Source organism: Aquamicrobium soli, from assembly GCF_042646345.1.
GTDB lineage: Bacteria > Pseudomonadota > Alphaproteobacteria > Rhizobiales > Rhizobiaceae > Mesorhizobium > Mesorhizobium soli_A.
This window is the reverse complement of the sequence record NZ_JBHRTK010000031.1, coordinates 241,872-258,744: the sequence shown is the minus strand read 5'-3', so window position 1 is coordinate 258,744 and position 16,873 is coordinate 241,872. Positions and strand designations below refer to the sequence as shown.

Here is a 16,873-nt window from a genome sequence, read left to right as displayed (position 1 = left end):
TTCCAGACCTTAGCGCCTAACCGTTTCCGGCAACACTCAAATGTTGCGGCTGCCGGGCTTGATCGCCGGTATCGCGGCCAATTCGGGCGGCAACTTGTCCGCCGGGTAGGCGGGCACCTCATATTGCGCCAGCGAGACCAGCGGCACGCCGACATCGCTCTTGCCGGCGGAGCGGTCGATGATGCAGGCGGCGGCGGCCACCTCGGCGCCGAGCCCCTGCATGCACTCGATCGTTTCGCGGATCGACAGGCCGGTGGTGACGATGTCTTCCACGATGACGACGCGCGCGCCCTTCTCGATCTCGAAACGGCGCAGGCGGAAGACGCCCTGCTCGCGCTCCACCCAGATCGCCGGCACGCCGAGATGGCGCGACGTCTCATAGGCCGGGATCAGGCCGCCGATCGCCGGCCCTACGACATAATCGATCCGCCCGGGAATTTGTTCCCGGATCTTCCCGGCGAGCGCCCTGCACAGTTTCTCGGTCTTGTCGGCATGCATGAACACCCGCGCCTTTTGCAGGAATATCGGGCTGCGAAGGCCGGAGGTCAGGATGAAATGGCCTTCCAGGATCGCGCCTGCGGTGCGGAAAATGTCGAGTACTTCTTCAGTCTGCATCGATCGCCTTCGAGTAATCTATCCGTTGACGCGCCGCGCATCGCTGACGCTGGCGTTTTCCTTGAGCTGCGACAGCAGCCGGTTCAGGTGCTTCAGGTCCCACACTTCGAGGTCGAGCAGCATCTCGGTGAAATCGGGCGCGGTGCGGATCATCGACAGGGTATGGATATTGGCGTCGTTGGAGGCCACGACCTGGGCGATGTCGGCCAGCGAACCCGGCGCATTGATGCAGGTCACGGAAACGCGGGCCGGGAACCGCTCCTTGTTGTTCTCGTCGATGTCCCAGCGCACGTCGATCCAGCGTTCGGGCTGGTCGTCGAAGGCGGTCAGCGACGGCGACTGGATCGGATAGATGGTGATGCCCGAGCCGGGCTGGACGATGCCGACGATGCGGTCGCCCGGCACCGCCCCTTCCGGTGCGAAATGCACCGGCAAATCGCTGTGGATGCCGCGGATCGGCACGGCGCCGTCCTTGGGCAGGCTACCCTTGTCGCGGCGCGAAGCGCGGCCGGGAATCTGGAACAGCATGCCGGCGGCGTTGCGGATGCGCGACCAGCCCTCCTCGCGCTGCTTGGGCTGAACCTGGGTGACGCGCTCGTCCTTGTAGTCCGGGAACACCGCCTTCATGACGTCGCCCGACGCCAGTTCGCCGCGCCCCACCGAAGCCAGCACGTCCTCCACGTCCTTGCGCGCCAGCCGGTGCAGCACCGGCTTCAGGTTTTCCTTGGCGAACGTCTTGCCGGCGCGCTGGAAGGCGCGTTCGAGGATGCGCGCTCCAAGGCCCGAATACTGCTTGCGGATGGCGTTCTTGGTGGCGCGGCGAATGGCCGAGCGCGCCTTGCCGGTCACGACGATGGATTCCCATGCCGCCGGCGGCACCTGCGCCTTGGAGCGGATGATGTCGACCTCGTCGCCGTTCTTGAGTTCGGTCATCAGCGGCATGACGCGGCCGTTGATGCGGGCACCGACGCAGGTATCGCCGACATCGGTGTGGACCGCATAGGCGAAATCGATCGGCGTCGCCCCCCTCGGCAGGGCGATCAGCATGCCCTTCGGCGTGAAGCAGAACACTTGGTCCTGGAACAGTTCCAGCCGCGTGTTCTCCAGGAAGTCCTCCGGATTGTCGCCATCGGCCAGTTGCTCGATGGTGCGCCGCAGCCAGGCATAGGCGTTGGTGTCCTTGGAGATGGCGACCGCCGCATCCTGGTTGCCGCGGCTGTCCTTGTAGACCGAATGGGCGGCGACGCCGTATTCGGCGATATCGTCCATCTCGCGGGTGCGTATCTGCAGTTCCACGCGCTGGCGCGACGGACCGACGATGGTGGTGTGGATGGAACGGTAGTCGTTCTGTTTGGGCGTCGAGATGTAGTCCTTGAAGCGCCCCGGCACCATCGACCAGGTGGTGTGGATGGCGCACAGCGCCAGGTAGCAGTCCTCGACCGTGTCGACGATGACCCGGAAGCCGAAAATGTCGGAAAGCTGCTCGAACGCCAGCGCCTTGGCTTCCATCTTGCGGAATACCGACCACGGCTTCTTCTGCCGGCTCTTCACCTCGGCATGGATGTCGTATTTCTCGAACAGCGTGGACAGCGCCTTCTCGATGTCGCCCAGCACGTGCTTGTTGCGCGTCAGGAATTCGGCGAGCCGGCCCTTCACCATGCGGTAGGCTTCGGGGTTGATGTAGCTGAAGGACAGTTCCTCCAGTTCCTCGCGCATGCCCTGCATGCCCATGCGCCCGGCCAGCGGGGCGTAGATCTCCATCGTCTCCTCAGCGATGCGCAGGCGCTTGTCCTCGCGCATGTGGCCGAGCGTGCGCATGTTGTGCAGCCGGTCGGCGAGCTTGACCAGCAGGACGCGCACGTCCTCCGAAATCGCCAGCAGCAGCTTGCGCAGGTTCTCCGCCTGCTCGGCCTTCTTGGAGACGAGGTCGAGCTTTTTCAGCTTGGTCAGCCCCTCGACCAGCTTGCCCATCTCGGGGCCGAACAGTTCGTCGATCTCGGCGCGGGTGGCCGAGGTGTCCTCGATGGTGTCGTGCAGCAGCGCAACGGCGATGGTCGCCTCGTCCATGTGCATTTCGGTGAGGATGGCCGCCACTTCGAGCGGATGCGAGAAATACGGATCGCCCGAGGCTCGCTTCTGGAAGCCATGCTTCTGCATGGCGTAGACATAGGCCTTGTTGAGTAGCGCTTCGTTCACGTCTGGCTTGTAGCGCTGGACGCGCTCGACAAGCTCATACTGACGCATCATGGGCAGGCTCTCGCAGGCTGAAAAAAAGACATGCGCCGCAAGCCTATGCAGCGCATGTCATAAATAGCTATGAACATCGCGGCACGAAAGTGCCGTTTGTTGCCCGGATGGTCAGAAATCGTCGCTTTTTTCGGGGGCGACAAGGCCCTCGATGCCGGCCAGCAGGTCTTCTTCCGACATGCGGTCGAACGCGATGTTCTCCGGCGCGTCCTCGCTGTCCTCGGCGACGACGGCGCCTTCGGTCTGGTCGGCGAGCGCCTCGCCATCGGCTTCCGGCTCGTCCACCTCGACATGCTTCTGCAGCGAGTGGATCAGGTCTTCTTTCAGGTCGTCGGGCGACAGCATCTCGTCGGCGATCTCGCGCAGCGCCACGACGGGGTTCTTGTCGTTGTCGCGCGGCACGGTGATCGAGGCGCCCTGGCTGATCTGGCGGGCCCGATGGCCGGCCAGGAGCACCAGCTCGAAGCGGTTGTCGACCTTGTCGATGCAGTCTTCAACGGTTACGCGGGCCATGAATGCCCCTTTCCTCGTATGGATGTGATGGAAAACAGGCGCGGTCCATAACCCGAACACCGGAAAAACACAAGCGCCACGCGTCGATGCTGGCCGCCCGGCTTGCGTCGATCACAATTGCTTGCGGAACGCGCCGCCGACATGGACAGTCACAAAGCCGCCGCTATTTATTCAAATTAACAGGTGAGGCACTATTGGATTTTTTCAAGACGCCGGTCATGCGGCTCCTTTGATTTACCGTCTATTGCAACAGGGATATTTTGATGTTCGACGCCCGCGAAAAGATCGCGCTTTTCATCGACGGAGCCAATCTGTACGCAACATCCCGTGCCCTCGGTTTCGATATCGACTACCGCAAGCTCCTGTCGAGCTTCCAGAAGCGCGGCTACCTGCTGCGCGCCTACTATTACACGGCACTGGTGGAGGACCAGGAATATTCCTCGATCCGGCCGCTGATCGACTGGCTCGACTATAACGGCTTCAAGGTCGTCACCAAGCCGGCGAAGGAATTCACGGATTCGACCGGACGGCGCAAGATCAAGGGCAACATGGACATCGAACTGACGGTCGATGCCCTGGAACTGGTCGGCAAGGTCGATCACTACGTGATCTTTTCCGGCGACGGCGATTTCCGCACGCTGGTGGAGGCGCTGCAGCGGCAGGGTTGCAAGGTCTCCATCGTCTCCACCATGGCCTCGCAACCGCCGATGATCTCCGACGACCTGCGCCGCCAGGCCGACCATTTCATCGACCTGATGACGCTCAAGGCCGAGATCGGCCGCGACCCGGGCGAGCGCCCGGTCCGCCGCCCCGAGCCCGAACCGGACCCCGACGGGGAGGACGATTTCTGAGCGTGGCCGTCATGACCGCCGCGCCCGAACCGGACCGGAACTGCCCGCTCTGCCCGCGCCTCCATGCCTTCCTCGCCACATGGCGGGAGCGCGAACCGACATGGTTCAACGCGCCGGTGCCCGCCTTCCTGCCCATAGGCGGCGAGGACGCGGTTCGCCTGCTGATCGTCGGGCTTGCCCCCGGCCTGCGCGGCGCCAACCGCACCGGGCGCCCCTTCACCGGCGACTATGCCGGAGACCTGCTCTATTCGACGCTGATCTCGCACGGGCTGGCGCGCGGAAAATTCGAGGCGCGCCCCGACGACAGCCTCGAACTGATCGGCACGGCGATCGTCAACGCGGTGCGCTGCGTGCCGCCGGAAAACAAGCCGATCGGCGCCGAAATCAACACCTGCCGCACCTTCCTCGTCCCGACGATCGAGCGATTTTCGAACCTCCAGGCCATCCTGACGCTCGGCTCGATCGCGCACCAGTCGACCGTGCGGGCGCTCGGCGGGCGCGTGGCCGCGCATCCGTTCAAACACGGCGGGCAAAGCCGGATCGGCGATCTCACGCTGTTTTCGAGCTACCACTGCTCCCGCTACAACACCAACACCGGCGTGCTGACGACGGAAATGTTCGTGAACGTGTTCGACGAGATAGCGGGCTTTTTAGGGAGTAGGGGAGTAGGGGAGTAGGGGAGTAGGGGAGTAGGGGAGTAGGGGAGTAGGGGAGTAGGGGAGTAGGGGAAAATACCTACGCTATCAGGGGGCAACAGCACGGTCTGCTTAAGCGTCCTACTACTTATTCCCCTATTCCCCTATTCCCCTATTCCCTTAACCTACCCGCGTTCCTTCAAGAGCCTGCCCTTTTCGCGGTTCCAGTCGCGCTGCTTTTCGGTTTCGCGCTTGTCGTGCAGTTTCTTGCCGCGCGCTACCGCCAGCAGAAGCTTGGCCCGGCCGCGCTCGTTGAAATAGATCTTCAGCGGCACCAGCGTCATGCCCTCGCGCTCGATGCTTTGCGACAGGCGCGCCATTTCGCGCTTCGACACCAGAAGCTTGCGGCGGCGGCGCGGCTCGTGGTTGAAGCGGTTGGCCTGCAGATATTCCGGCAGGTAGGAATTGATCAGCCAGATCTCGCCGTCCTCGAAGGAGGCATAGGATTCCTGGATGTTGGCGTGGCCGCCACGCAGCGACTTGACCTCGGTGCCGGACAGCACCAGTCCGGCCTCGAGCGTGTCGAGCACCTCGTAGTTGAAGCGCGCCTTGCGGTTTTCCGCGGCGACCTTGCTGTTGGGATCGGCTTTTCTGACCTGATTCATGACCGGAAGAGGTGGGGCCTCATCCTCAGTTTATCAAGCCGGCGTGCTTCAACGCCGCGTCGAGCTTGGCAGCCGTCGCGTCTTCGACCGTCATCAGCGGCGAGCGAACCACGTTCTCAATCTTGCCGAGCTTCGAGAGCGCGTATTTGGCCCCCGAGACGCCGGGCTCGGTGAAGATCGCCTTGTGCAGCGGCAACAGCCGGTCCTGCAATTCCAGCGCCTTTTCCTTGTCGTTGGCGAGCGTCGCGGCCTGGAACTCGGCGCAAAGGCGCGGCGCGACATTGGCCGTCACCGAAATGCACCCTACCCCGCCATGGGCGTTGAAGCCGAGCGCCGAGGCATCCTCGCCCGAAAGCTGGATGAAATCCTTGCCGCAGGCGGCGCGCTGTTCCGACACGCGCTCGACCTTGCCGGTCGCGTCCTTGACGCCGGTGATATTGCGGAAGTCGTGCGCCAGCTGGCCCATCGTCTCCGGCATCATGTCGACGATCGAGCGGCCGGGGATGTTGTAGATGATGATCGGCAGGCTGGTCGCGCCGGCCACCGCGGCGAAATGCGCATAAAGGCCGCGCTGTGTCGGCTTGTTGTAATAGGGCGTCACCACCAGCGCGGCATCGGCGCCGACGCTTTCGGCATACTTCACCAGCCCGATCGCTTCCTGCGTGTTGTTGGAGCCGGCGCCGGCGATTACCGGCACCTTGCCCCTGGCCATTTCCACGCAGGCCTTCACCACCTGCCGGTGCTCGTCATGCGACAGCGTCGGCGATTCGCCGGTGGTGCCGACCGGTACCAGCCCGTCGCTGCCCTCGGCGATCTGCCATTCGATGAGCGCGCGAAAGGCTTTCTCGTCGAAACGCCCGTCCTTGTCGAACGGCGTCACGAGCGCGGTAAGCGAGCCTCTCAGCATGTCATCAAACTCCCGAAACCCTCAGGTTTGCGTTTCTTCCTGAATTAGCTGCGCTTCTAACCCAAAGCATGGCGGCGCACCATAGTCTGGTCATCGTTGCCGGCAAAAAACAGCCGGTGGCCGGAAGTGCCGCCGTTTACGTTTGATTCACCCGTTTTTCACAACCGGAACCTATCCAGAAGAGCAGTGCAACAGGATCGATGACCGCCATGACCGTCAAGCGGCCATATAGCTCAGTCCTTTTCGGCGTGTTGCTCGCCCTCCTGCCCGGCGCGACGCTCGACGCCGGCCTCGACGCCCGGCCGACGGCCGCCATCCCGCTGGCCGGCGCGGAACAGGCCCCGCCCGCCCTCGGCGCGCTGAAAAGCGGCCTCGACGCGCTTTCGGCCGGCAATATCGAGGCGGCCCGCTTTACCCGGGACGGCCTGCCCGCGGACAGCCTCGACCGGCATGTGCTGGCCTGGGCCATCGCGCTCTTCGGGGGCGACAAGGTGCCGAGCGGCGAGATCGCCGATACGGCCAAGATGGTGCCCGGCTGGCCGGGCGTCCTCTCGCTGCGCCGAAACAGCGAACGCGCGCTCGCCCGCGAGGACCCCGCCCCGCCGGCCGTCGTCCAGGCATTCGGCGGCAGCCAGCCGCTGACGCCGGAAGGCACGGTGCTTCTTGCCCGAGCCTATGTGGCGACGGGCAATGTCAGGGCCGCGCAGACCGTGCTGTCGCCGTTCTGGCGCACCGAAAAGCTGGACGCCAAGGCCGAGGCGGCGATCATTACGGAATTCGGCGCCCTTATTCCGCCTGCCGACCACCGCGAGCGCATGGAGCGGATGTTTTACGCCGACCGGGTCAACTCCGCCCTGCGCGTGGCCACGCTTGCCGGCGCCAGGGAACTGGCGGACGCCTGGGCGGCGGCGATCCGCGACGACAAGAAAGCGCCCGACCTGCTGAAGGCGGTCCCGGCCGCACAGCGTTCGGCGGGGTTCTTCTTCGCCGAGGCCGAATATTGGCGCAAACGCAAGAAATTCACCGAGGCCGCCGCTGCCGTGATGCAGGCACCGACCGACCGCGACGCGCTGGTGGACCCCGACGCCTGGTGGGTCGAGCGCCGTGTGCTGTCGCGCGAGTTGATGGACCAGGGCGACACCAGGACCGCCTATGCAATCGTCGCCGCGCATGCCGCCATGTCGCCCGCCAGCGCCGCCGACGCCGAGTTCCATGCCGGCTGGTACGCGCTGCGCGGGCTCGGCGACCCGCAAACCGCGGCAAAGCATTTTGCCCGCATCGCGACGCTGGCGCAGGGGCCGATTTCGCTGTCGCGCGCCTATTACTGGCTGGGGCGCGCCGCCGAGGCCGGCGGCCCGGGCGACGCCAAGGCCTATTTCGCCAAGGCGGCGGCCTACGGCACCACTTTCTACGGCCAGTTGGCCGGCGAGCGCATCGGCCGCAAGACGCTCGCCCTTGCCGACCCCGAGCCGACGCCGGCGGACCGGGAGCGCTTTGCGAAACGCGAGGCGGTCGCCGCCATCGGCCAGCTGGAGGGCGCGGGCTATCCTCGCTATGCCGGTGCGCTTTACCGCGACCTCGCCGGCCAGTTGGGCAGCCCGGGGGAAGTCGCCCTTCTGGCAGACATGGCGCTGAAGCAGGACAACGCCTATCTGGCGCTGAGGATCGCCAAGATCGCGGCGGCGCGCGGCATCGACATCGGCGCGCTGTCGCACCCCATCGGCGTCATCCCCGATTCGGCCGACATCTCCGGCTCCGGCAAGGCGCTCGCCTACGCCATCGCGCGCCAGGAGAGCGAGTTCAACATCGGCGCCGTGTCCGGTGCCGGTGCGCTCGGCCTCTTGCAACTTATGCCCGCCACCGCGCAGCAACTGGCGAAAAAGGCGGGGCTGCCGTTCACCGAGGCGCGCCTTACCAGCGACGCCGGCTACAACGCCACGCTGGGCTCGGCCTTTCTCGGCCAGCAGCTCGACCGGTTCAACGGCTCCTATGTCCTCACCTTCGCCGGCTACAACGCCGGCCCGAGGCGGGCGGCGCAGTGGATGGCGCGCTACGGCGACCCGCGCGGCAAGGATCTGGACGCCGTGGTGGACTGGATCGAGCGGATTCCCTACACCGAAACCCGCAGCTACGTGCAGCGCGTCATGGAAAACTACGAGGTCTACAAGATGCGCCTGACCGGAACCTACGACATTGCCGGCGACCTGGTGAACGGGCGCGGCCAATGAGCGGTTCCCCGCGCGCCACCGGCGACGATTCCAAAGGAGAGCCCATGGCCACCGATAGCGGTTTCTCGGACTTCTTCTATCCCGCCGCCGATGGCCTCAGGCTGCACGCCCGCATTTACCGCAGCGCGGATCTCGCCGGCTGGCCGGTCGTGTGCCTGCCGGGGCTTACCCGCAATTGCCGCGACTTCCACGAACTGGCGCTTTTCCTGTCGCATCAAGGGCTGTTTCCCCGCCGGGTCGTCGCCTTCGACTACCGGGGACGCGGCCAGTCCGCCCATGACGCCGAGGTGAAGAACTACAATGTCGTGACGGAGGCGAACGACGTTCTGGCCGGGCTCGATGCGCTCGGCATCGCAAGCGCCACCTTCATCGGCACGTCGCGCGGCGGACTGATCGTGCATGTGCTGGGCAGCCTGCGCCCGACCGTCCTGCGCGCCATCGTCCTCAACGACATCGGCCCCGTGATCGAAGCCGCCGGCCTCGCCCACATAAGGGACTATCTCGGCAAAAACCCTGTGCCAAAATCCTTCGCCGAAACGGTCGCCGCCCTGCGCAAGGTGCACGGCGCGGATTTTCCGGCCCTCGCCGAAGACGACTGGGCACGCATGGCGCGGGCTCTGTACCGCGAGGAGACCGGCGGCTGGGTGCCGGACTTCGACCCAAAACTCGTCGAAACGCTGGAGGGCATCGACTTTTCCCAGCCGCTGCCGACGCTGTGGCCGCAGTTCGACGAACTCGCCGCCGTGCCGATGCTGACGATCCGCGGCGCAAATTCGCGGCTGCTCTCGACCGAAACGCTCGCCGAGATGACCACCCGCCACCCCGGCATGGAGACGATCACCGTCGACGGCCAAGGCCACGCGCCCCTACTGGAAACCGGCGACCTGCCGCACTCGATCGCGCGCTTTTTCGGGGAAGCGGAGGAACGCGCCGGGCTATGACAGGCAACACAGGCCTCCCCGGCGTGGCGGCTATACGGCAGGAAAATCGGGACAGCTATAAAACAGGCTTGTTTTCCAAGGCTTCACAAGGTAGCAGGGCCGCACGGAGAGGTGGCCGAGTGGTCGAAGGCGCTCCCCTGCTAAGGGAGTAGAGGTCAAAAGCTTCTCGTGGGTTCGAATCCCATCCTCTCCGCCATCTGCCACCGATGACCCGCTATCGTTACCGAACGATGTAGCCCTTGGGCGGCTATGGCAGGAGATCTTGTGACGAACGCTTTTTCCCAAGGCACTGTCCATACGGCAGGTGAAGACCTCGAGGCGGCAGTGCGATCCAATCCGGAAGTCTTGGCGCTTTGGGAAAGCCTTACTGCGCTCGCGCGGAACGAATTCATCTGCTGGGTCGATGACGCGAAGCAGGAAAAAACGCGCCGACGCCGCATTCAGCGGACTTGCGAGGAAATCCTGGAAGGGAAAAAACGGCCTTGCTGCTGGGCAGGCTGCATCCACCGCACAGACAAGGCGCCAAGCCCCTGGCAACAGGCCGTCTTGATCGGCAAGCAGGCAAAAGACCGCCGCTAGGCCACCTCAAACACCTCCGCATCACCGCAGTGCGGCGCGAAGTTCCCATTTCCGCGCATCGCGGTACCAGCCTCATCCGACATGGACGCCACCCTCGTTCCGTATAATTTCGGGCGTCAGGCAAGCCTCGTTCACAAAATCCAAGCCGCACGATTGACAACATACCAACCAGTCGGTATCTTACCATCATCGGAAAGGAACAGCCCATGCCCAAAGCCGCAGGAAAGCCGGATGCCAGGTCGAAGCTGCTCGATGCGGCGCTGGCGGTGGTGCGTGCCAAGGGCTATTCGGCGACGAGCGTCGACGAGCTTTGCGCGGCCGCGGGTGTCACCAAGGGCGCTTTCTTCCATCATTTCAAAAGCAAGGATGCGCTCGCCGTGGCGGCGGCGGACTACTGGTCGGAGATCACCGGCGCGCTGTTTGCCGCCGCGCCATACCACGACCACATCGATCCGCTAGAGCGCGTGCTGGGCTATGTCACCTTCCGCAAGGCCTTGTTGCAGGGCGAGGTGCCGGAGTTTACCTGCCTCGTCGGCACCATGGTGCAGGAGGCCTATGAGACCGTCCCTGCCCTTCGCGATGCCTGTGCGCGCAGCATCACCGGCCACGCCGCGACGCTGGAATCCGACATCCAGGCGGCCATCGACAGCTATGGCCTGTCGCCCGACTGGAGCGCTGCTTCGCTGGCGTTGCACACGCAGGCGGTCTTGCAGGGCGCCTTCATCCTGGCCAAGGCCACCGGCAGCGCGGCCGTGGCCGCCGACAGCATCAACCATTTGTATCGCTACCTGGAACTTCTGTTTCGCCCGGGCGGCGGGCGCCACCCCAACTGAACCAAAAAAGAGAGGAACCTGCCATGCCAAGTACCGTTCGATTTCATCGCGTCCTCGCGACCAGGCCGGAGAAAGTCTACCGGGCCTTCGTCGAGCCGGATGCCGTCGCCAGTTGGCTGCCGCCGTTCGGCTTCCTGTGCACCGTCCATGAGCTCCAGGCCACGCAGGGCGGCAAGCACCGCATGTCGTTCCGCAATTTCACCACCGGCGAAAGCCATTCCTTCGGCGGCACCTATCTCGAACTCATCCCCGGCGAGAAGCTGGTCTACACCGACCGCTTCGACGACCCCAACCTGCCCGGCGAAATGACGGTGACGGTGACGCTGAAGGCCGTGTCGGTCGGCACGGAAATAAACATCGAGCAGCGCGGCATTCCCGACCTCATCCCGCCGGAGGCCTGCTATCTCGGCTGGCAGGAATCGCTGCGCAAGCTCGCCAGGCTCGTCGAGCCCGAAATCAACCAATAGCGGGCGCCGAAGTCGCCCGGCCAAACGAACCCGGAGGAGCATTCGATGAAAAACCAGACGATCACCGTCGAGACCACCGCCGCCGCGCCCATCGAAAAAGTCTGGCGCGCCTATACGACGCCAGACGACATCAAGCAGTGGAACGCCGCGTCCGACGACTGGCACACCACGGCCGCCGCGGTGGATCTGCGCGAAGGCGGAGCCTTCTCCTCGCGCATGGAAGCCAAGGACGGCAGCATGGGCTTCGATTTTGCCGGTACCTATACGAAGATCGTGGAGCACAGGCTGATCGAATATGCCTTCGGCGACCGGACCGCCCGGGTGGAGTTCATCCCTGCCGGCAACGGCGTGCAGGTTCGCGTGTCGTTCCAGGCCGAGGGCGAACACCCGATCGAACAGCAGCGCATGGGCTGGCAGGCGATCCTCGACAATTTCTCCCGCCACGTCGCCCAAGCGGCGTAGCGGCGGGGGCCGGCAGCCGGCCCAATCCCTTCTGGTCCTGTCCCTGCCGCTTGCATGCGCCAGTGGCTCGCTATAGCTAGGTCGGATCGCATCATGCGGTCCGCCCAGCCCGCCCACAACCGAGCCCTCACACATGACCAAGCGCCCTGCCCTTACCGCCGTCGTCGACGCCCTTCCGGCGACCGTTCCCTTCGTCGGCCCGGAGGCGCAGCAGCGAGCCAGCGGGCGAGCCTTCCGGGCCCGCATGGGCGCCAACGAAAGCAGTTTCGGGCCTTCGCCGCGCGTCACCCGGCGCATGCAGGAAGTCGCCGGCGACATGTGGATGTACTGCGACCCGGACAATTACGACCTGAAGCAGGCGGCAGCCGCGCATCACGGCGTTTCGCCCCACAACATCGTCGTCGGCGAAGGCATCGATGGCCTGCTCGGCCTGCTGGCGCGCATGTATGTGGATGTCGGCACGCCGGTGGTAACCTCGCTCGGGGCCTATCCGACCTTCAATTTCCACATCGCTTCCGTCGGCGGGCGGCTGGTCGAGCTGCCATACGAAAATGACCGCGAAAGCCTCGACGCGCTGCTTGCCGCCGTGCGCCGGGAAAACGCGCCGCTGGTCTACCTGTCCAATCCGGACAACCCGATGGGCAGTTGGTGGGAGGCGACCGAAATCCTGCGCTTCATCGAGGCGCTGCCGGAAACCACCATGCTGGTGCTGGACGAAGCCTATGGCGAGTTGGGGCCGGCCTCGGCGCTACCGCCGATCGATGTCGAGCGCGTCAACGTCATCCGCATGCGCACCTTCTCCAAGGCCTATGGGCTGGCCGGTATCCGCTGCGGCTACGCCGTCGGCGAAAAGCAGGTGATCGCCGACTTCGAGAAAATCCGCAATCACTACGGCGTCAGCCGCATGGCGCAGATCGCCGGCGTCGAGGCCATCACCGACCAGCAATGGCTGCAGGAGGTCGTCGCGCGGGTCGATGCGGGGCGGCGGCGGATCGCGCGGATCGCCGAGGAAAACGGGCTGAAGCCGCTGCCGTCCGCCACCAACTTCGTCACCATCGACTGCGGCAGCGACGGCGCCTTTGCGCTCAAGGTGCTGAAGGAGATGCTGGCGCGCGACGTGTTCATCCGCAAGCCGATGGCGCCCGGCCTCGACCGCTGCATCCGCGTCAGCGTCGGCCTCGACCACGAACTCGACATTTTCGCGCAGGAACTGCCGGCGGCCCTTGTTGCCGCCCGCAAGGGTTGAGGCCAGCGGGAATTACCGACAGGTAGTGGGCTTCACACCCCCGCCCCTAACCCCTTGGCGCCGCGCTTCCGCTTCCCCTTGTGGGGAGGGGTTGGGGGTGGGGGTAGTCAGAGCTACCGTTCCTCGCGACGGAACGGTTTCAGAAGCGCCGTGGGGGCGACCGCGTTGCGCGACATGAACGCCATCGCCACGATGGTGAGCACGAAGGGCAGCATCAGGAACGCCTCGTAGGGAATGTGGCCAAGGCCGGCCGCCTGCAGGCGAAGCTGCAGGGCATCGACGAAGGCGAACAGCAGCGCCGCGCCAGCCGAGCGCCACGGGTCCCAGCGGCCGAACACCACCAGCGCGATCGCCACCCAGCCGCGCCCCGACACCACGCCGAAGGTGAAGGCGTTGAACTGCGCCATGGTCAGGAACGCGCCGGCGAGCCCCATCAGCGCGCCGCCGAGGATGACGGCCTGCATGCGCGTGGAAATGACGCTGACACCGGCCGAATCGGCGGCGCGCGGATTCTCGCCCACCATGCGCACCGAAAGCCCCCACGGCGTGCGGTAGAGCACGAAAGCGCTGACCGGGATGGCGATGATGGCGAGATAGACCAGTGTGAACTGGTTGAACACGGCCGGGCCGAGGATGGGAATATCCGACAGGAACGGGATCGCCACCGGCTTGAAGCCGACGATATTGGGTGGCGTCGACTGCTGGCCGAAGATCAGCCGGTAGAGGAAATAGGCGAGCCCGGTGCCGAACAGGGTGACGCCGATGCCGCAGACATGCTGGCTGAGGCCGAGCGCCACCGTCAGCACGCCGTGCAGCGCCCCCATCAGCGCGCCGGTCAGGATGGCGGCGGCAATGCCGAGCCACAGGCTGCCGCTGAGATAGGCGACGGTAAAGCCCGTCATCGCCGACAACAGCATGATGCCCTCGATGCCGAGGTTGAGCACGCCGGCACGCTCGGAAAACATCTCGCCGAGCGTGGCGAAGGCGAGCGGGGTGGCGATGCGCAGGATGGCGGCAAGGAAGCCGACCTGAAAAATCTGTTCCAGAACGACGCTCATGCCCGGCCTCCGACGCGGCGCAGCCGATAGGCGGTGAACAAGAGCGCCACCAGCATCGCCAGAAGCGCGGTGCCCTGCAGCACGTCGCTGAGGAACGCCGGCACGCCGGTCGCGCGCGACATCGCCTCCGCGCCGGTCATGACGGCTGCGAGGAAGATGGCGGCCGGTACCGCGCCGAGCGGGTTGAGCCGCGCCAGCATGGCGATGACGATGCCGGAATAGCCGTAGCCCGGCGAAATGTCGCTCATCACCTGGAAATGCACGCCGCCGACCTCGCCGACGCCGGCGAGCCCCGCCAGCGCCCCGGAAAACAACGCCGTCGCCACCAGCACGCGCTCGACGCGGATGCCGCCGTAGCGCGCGGCCTGCGGGTTCTCGCCCGTCACCTTGATCTTGAAGCCGAACACGGTGCGCGTCATCACCAGCCAGACCAGCGGGGCGGCAATGAGCGCCACCAGCACGCCAAGATGCAGGCGCGTGCCTTCGATCAGGACCGGGAAATTCGCCGCGTCCTCGATCGGCGGCGAGATCGGATAGCCGCTGAACGGGTCCTTCCACACCGTCTCGATCAGCGCCATCAGCGCATAGAAGATGATCGAGTTGAGGAGCAGCGAACTCACCACGTCGTCGACCTTGAAGTTAACGCGCAAGATGGCCGGGATGAAAGCGACGGCGGCGCCGGCCGCGGCCCCCGCCAGCGTCATCAACAGCATCGCGAGCGGCCCGGGCATCGGGAACGCACCGACGAAGCAGGCGGCCATAGCGCCGGCCAGCAACTGGCCCTCGGCGCCGATGTTCCAGAAGCGGGCGCGGAAGGCGACGGCGACCGCCAGGCCGGTGAAGATCATCGGCGAGGCGCGCACCAGCGTCTCGGTGATGGCGTAGCTGTCGCCGAACGCGGCCGAGAACATCACGCCATAGGCTTCGAAAACGCCGGCCCCGGCCAGCGCGATCAGGCCGCTGCACAGGACGAGCGCGGCAACGATGGCCGCCACCGGCAGCACGATGTTGAACCAGGCAGGCGTTGCCGTGCGGGCTTCCAGACGAAACATCATGCCGCCTTCTCCGCGCCGGTCATCAGCATGCCGAGCCGCGCAACGGTGGCTTCCTTCGCCTCGAGAACGCCGGCGATGCGGCCCTCGTACATCACCGCGACGCGGTCCGACAATGTCAGCAACTCCTCCAGGTCCTCGCTGATGACGACGATGCCGCAGCCATTTGCGCGCAGGCCGAGGAACTTTTCGTGGATGAAATGCGCGGCGCCGATGTCCAGCCCGCGCGTCGGCTGGGCGACGATCAGCACCTTCGGGTCGAAGGCGAGCTCGCGTGCCAGAAGCGCCTTTTGCAGGTTGCCGCCCGACAGCGCCCCGGCGCGAACGAACGGGCCCGGGCAGCGTATGTCGAAAGCCTTGATCTGCTCCTCGGCGAAGGCGCGGATGGCGCCCGGCTTCAAGAGGCCCTTCTCGCTGAACGCCGCCGTGCCGATGCGCGGCAGCACCATGGAATCGGCCAGCGGCAGGTTGGTGACCAGCCCGGTCGCCATGCGGTCTTCCGGGATGCGGCCGAGGCCGAGCGCCTGTACCTCGTTCGGCGTGAAGGCGACAACCTTCCGGCCGGCGATCGTCATTTCCCCCGCGACGGGCTTCAGCATGCCGGACACGACATCGGCCAAGGCGCGCTGGCCGTTGCCGGAGACGCCTGCGACGCCGACAATCTCGCCGCTGCGCACGGCCAGCGACACGTCGTGCAAGGCCATGCCCGGATGGCGCGCCGTCGAAATCTTTTGCAGCGAAAGCACCACGTCGCCGACCGTGGACGCGCCCTTGGCCGGGGGCACGATCTCGTGGCCGCACATCAGCTCCGCCATCTGCGCGGCGGTGGTCGTGGCCGGCTCGTCGACGCGCCCCGCGACCCTGCCCTGCCGCAGCACCACGCAGCGGTGGGTAAGCGCCCTCACCTCGTTGAGCTTATGCGAAATGAAGATGATGCCGAGCCCCTGCCCCGCCATGGAGCGAAGCGCCGCGAACAGCCCGTCGACCTCGGTCGGCGCCAGCACGGCGGTCGGCTCGTCCAGGATCAGGAGTTTCGCGCCACGAAACAACGCCTTGACGATTTCCAGCCGCTGCTGCTCGCCGATGGAAAGCGCGGACACCGGCAGGTCCGGATCGAGTTTCAGGCCGTAGCGGTCGGCGATCCCAGCCAGCCGCGCCAGCGCGCCGTCCTTGTCCAGACGCCCGGCCCGGCCCGGAATGCCGATCAGCAGGTTTTCCAGAACCGAAAGGCGCGGCGCGAGATGGAAGTGCTGGTGCACCATGCCGATGCCGGCCGCCAGCGCATCGGCGGAGTCGCGGATGGCCGCGGGCCTGCCACCGACGAGGATTTCACCGGCATCCGGCGCATAGGCGCCGAACAGGATGTTCATCAGCGTGGTCTTGCCGGCGCCGTTTTCACCGAGCAGGCCGAGGATTTCCCCGGGCATGACCTGCAAATCCACGGCCTCGTTGGCACGTACGGTGCCGAACGTCTTGGAAATGCCGCGCATTTCGATGAGGGGGATAGGGGATTTGGCTTCCACGACCGCGGTCAAACACGCCTCTCCGATAGGTACAGCGTCTGTCCCCCTCTG

General features: G+C 65.5%; 17 protein-coding genes and 1 tRNA gene. 10 read left to right on the top strand and 8 right to left on the bottom strand.

The features are described from left to right. Positions 1-36: 36 nt before the first annotated feature. The 3 genes from pyrE to rpoZ all read right to left on the bottom strand — a co-directional run bounded on the left by pyrE (position 37) and on the right by rpoZ (position 3,375). Positions 37-615: an orotate phosphoribosyltransferase gene (gene pyrE, locus ACFOHJ_RS23375; RefSeq protein WP_378225301.1), complete on the bottom strand. Its 579-nt coding sequence runs from the start codon at positions 613-615 to the stop codon at positions 37-39. An 18-nt stretch (positions 616-633) separates the two neighbouring features. After that, positions 634-2,862, bottom strand: a complete 2,229-nt coding sequence (locus tag ACFOHJ_RS23370) for a RelA/SpoT family protein (protein ID WP_378225299.1) — start codon at positions 2,860-2,862, stop codon at positions 634-636. A gap of 111 nt (positions 2,863-2,973) precedes the next feature. Next, a complete protein-coding gene (gene rpoZ, locus ACFOHJ_RS23365; RefSeq protein ID WP_378225297.1) occupies positions 2,974-3,375 on the bottom strand; it encodes a DNA-directed RNA polymerase subunit omega in 402 nt (133 codons plus the stop codon). Between the two features lie 263 nt (positions 3,376-3,638). Between rpoZ and ACFOHJ_RS23360 the strand changes: the two genes are divergently transcribed. Together ACFOHJ_RS23360 and ACFOHJ_RS23355 are read left to right on the top strand one after the other, a co-directional pair. Beyond that, positions 3,639-4,226 carry a LabA-like NYN domain-containing protein gene (locus ACFOHJ_RS23360; protein ID WP_378225295.1) on the top strand — a complete coding sequence of 196 codons (588 nt, stop codon included), beginning with the start codon at positions 3,639-3,641 and terminating at the stop codon, positions 4,224-4,226. A gap of 11 nt (positions 4,227-4,237) precedes the next feature. After that, positions 4,238-4,903 (top strand): uracil-DNA glycosylase, encoded by a 666-nt coding sequence (locus ACFOHJ_RS23355; RefSeq protein WP_378225371.1) that lies wholly within the window; start codon positions 4,238-4,240, stop codon positions 4,901-4,903. 143 nt (positions 4,904-5,046) lie between these two features. On the opposite strand, the gene smpB is transcribed toward ACFOHJ_RS23355, so the two are convergent. Next, on the bottom strand, positions 5,047-5,526 hold the full coding sequence (gene smpB / locus ACFOHJ_RS23350; protein ID WP_378225293.1) for an SsrA-binding protein SmpB: 480 nt from the start codon (positions 5,524-5,526) through the stop codon (positions 5,047-5,049). A 25-nt stretch (positions 5,527-5,551) separates the two neighbouring features. Then, positions 5,552-6,433 carry a 4-hydroxy-tetrahydrodipicolinate synthase gene (gene dapA, locus ACFOHJ_RS23345; RefSeq protein ID WP_378225291.1) on the bottom strand — a complete coding sequence of 294 codons (882 nt, stop codon included), beginning with the start codon at positions 6,431-6,433 and terminating at the stop codon, positions 5,552-5,554. 209 nt (positions 6,434-6,642) lie between these two features. On the opposite strand from dapA, the gene ACFOHJ_RS23340 reads away from it, so the two are divergent. From ACFOHJ_RS23340 to ACFOHJ_RS23305, 8 genes are all read left to right on the top strand, one after another. Further along, positions 6,643-8,661, top strand: coding sequence for a lytic transglycosylase domain-containing protein (locus ACFOHJ_RS23340; protein WP_378225369.1), 2,019 nt, complete (start codon positions 6,643-6,645; stop codon positions 8,659-8,661). 44 nt (positions 8,662-8,705) lie between these two features. Beyond that, a complete protein-coding gene (locus ACFOHJ_RS23335; protein ID WP_378225289.1) occupies positions 8,706-9,602 on the top strand; it encodes an alpha/beta fold hydrolase in 897 nt (298 codons plus the stop codon). A gap of 105 nt (positions 9,603-9,707) precedes the next feature. Continuing rightward, a tRNA-Ser gene (locus ACFOHJ_RS23330) sits at positions 9,708-9,798 on the top strand. 68 nt (positions 9,799-9,866) lie between these two features. Then, a complete protein-coding gene (locus ACFOHJ_RS23325; protein WP_378225287.1) occupies positions 9,867-10,181 on the top strand; it encodes a YdeI/OmpD-associated family protein in 315 nt (104 codons plus the stop codon). Between the two features lie 206 nt (positions 10,182-10,387). Further along, on the top strand, positions 10,388-11,014 hold the full coding sequence (locus ACFOHJ_RS23320) for a TetR/AcrR family transcriptional regulator (RefSeq protein ID WP_378225286.1): 627 nt from the start codon (positions 10,388-10,390) through the stop codon (positions 11,012-11,014). A gap of 23 nt (positions 11,015-11,037) precedes the next feature. Further along, positions 11,038-11,481, top strand: a complete 444-nt coding sequence (locus ACFOHJ_RS23315) for an SRPBCC family protein (RefSeq protein WP_378225284.1) — start codon at positions 11,038-11,040, stop codon at positions 11,479-11,481. A 45-nt stretch (positions 11,482-11,526) separates the two neighbouring features. Beyond that, positions 11,527-11,943, top strand: a complete 417-nt coding sequence (locus tag ACFOHJ_RS23310; RefSeq protein ID WP_378225283.1) for an SRPBCC family protein — start codon at positions 11,527-11,529, stop codon at positions 11,941-11,943. A 133-nt stretch (positions 11,944-12,076) separates the two neighbouring features. Beyond that, positions 12,077-13,189: a pyridoxal phosphate-dependent aminotransferase gene (locus ACFOHJ_RS23305; protein ID WP_378225281.1), complete on the top strand. Its 1,113-nt coding sequence runs from the start codon at positions 12,077-12,079 to the stop codon at positions 13,187-13,189. A gap of 113 nt (positions 13,190-13,302) precedes the next feature. Here the strand turns inward: ACFOHJ_RS23305 and ACFOHJ_RS23300 are convergent, their stop codons facing one another. Genes ACFOHJ_RS23300 through ACFOHJ_RS23290 form a run of 3 tightly spaced genes read right to left on the bottom strand, consistent with a single transcriptional unit; the run spans position 13,303 to position 16,789 of the window. Beyond that, positions 13,303-14,247: an ABC transporter permease gene (locus tag ACFOHJ_RS23300; RefSeq protein ID WP_378225280.1), complete on the bottom strand. Its 945-nt coding sequence runs from the start codon at positions 14,245-14,247 to the stop codon at positions 13,303-13,305. Then, positions 14,244-15,299 carry an ABC transporter permease gene (locus ACFOHJ_RS23295; RefSeq protein ID WP_378225368.1) on the bottom strand — a complete coding sequence of 352 codons (1,056 nt, stop codon included), beginning with the start codon at positions 15,297-15,299 and terminating at the stop codon, positions 14,244-14,246. The genes ACFOHJ_RS23300 and ACFOHJ_RS23295 overlap by 4 nt, the downstream gene beginning before the upstream one ends. Next, a complete protein-coding gene (locus ACFOHJ_RS23290) occupies positions 15,299-16,789 on the bottom strand; it encodes an ABC transporter ATP-binding protein (RefSeq protein WP_378225366.1) in 1,491 nt (496 codons plus the stop codon). Before ACFOHJ_RS23290 ends, ACFOHJ_RS23295 begins: the two co-directional genes overlap by 1 nt. Positions 16,790-16,873: the final 84 nt, after the last annotated feature.

Bases quoted from the DNA above. Each gene is read 5' to 3' on its own strand.
- ACFOHJ_RS23315 (WP_378225284.1), top strand. From the start codon at position 11,038: ATGCCAAGTACCGTTCGATTTCATCGCGTCCTCGCGACCAGGCCGGAG.
- ACFOHJ_RS23320 (WP_378225286.1), top strand. From the start codon at position 10,388: ATGCCCAAAGCCGCAGGAAAGCCGGATGCCAGGTCGAAGCTGCTCGAT.
- ACFOHJ_RS23310 (WP_378225283.1), top strand. From the start codon at position 11,527: ATGAAAAACCAGACGATCACCGTCGAGACCACCGCCGCCGCGCCCATC.
- ACFOHJ_RS23300 (WP_378225280.1), bottom strand. From the start codon at position 14,247: ATGAGCGTCGTTCTGGAACAGATTTTTCAGGTCGGCTTCCTTGCCGCC.
- dapA (WP_378225291.1), bottom strand. From the start codon at position 6,433: ATGCTGAGAGGCTCGCTTACCGCGCTCGTGACGCCGTTCGACAAGGAC.
- ACFOHJ_RS23370 (WP_378225299.1), bottom strand. From the start codon at position 2,862: ATGATGCGTCAGTATGAGCTTGTCGAGCGCGTCCAGCGCTACAAGCCA.
- ACFOHJ_RS23360 (WP_378225295.1), top strand. From the start codon at position 3,639: ATGTTCGACGCCCGCGAAAAGATCGCGCTTTTCATCGACGGAGCCAAT.
- ACFOHJ_RS23295 (WP_378225368.1), bottom strand. From the start codon at position 15,299: ATGTTTCGTCTGGAAGCCCGCACGGCAACGCCTGCCTGGTTCAACATC.
- ACFOHJ_RS23340 (WP_378225369.1), top strand. From the start codon at position 6,643: ATGACCGTCAAGCGGCCATATAGCTCAGTCCTTTTCGGCGTGTTGCTC.
- rpoZ (WP_378225297.1), bottom strand. From the start codon at position 3,375: ATGGCCCGCGTAACCGTTGAAGACTGCATCGACAAGGTCGACAACCGC.
- ACFOHJ_RS23335 (WP_378225289.1), top strand. From the start codon at position 8,706: ATGGCCACCGATAGCGGTTTCTCGGACTTCTTCTATCCCGCCGCCGAT.
- smpB (WP_378225293.1), bottom strand. From the start codon at position 5,526: ATGAATCAGGTCAGAAAAGCCGATCCCAACAGCAAGGTCGCCGCGGAA.
- ACFOHJ_RS23305 (WP_378225281.1), top strand. From the start codon at position 12,077: ATGACCAAGCGCCCTGCCCTTACCGCCGTCGTCGACGCCCTTCCGGCG.
- pyrE (WP_378225301.1), bottom strand. From the start codon at position 615: ATGCAGACTGAAGAAGTACTCGACATTTTCCGCACCGCAGGCGCGATC.
- ACFOHJ_RS23290 (WP_378225366.1), bottom strand. From the start codon at position 16,789: ATGCGCGGCATTTCCAAGACGTTCGGCACCGTACGTGCCAACGAGGCC.
- ACFOHJ_RS23355 (WP_378225371.1), top strand. From the start codon at position 4,238: ATGACCGCCGCGCCCGAACCGGACCGGAACTGCCCGCTCTGCCCGCGC.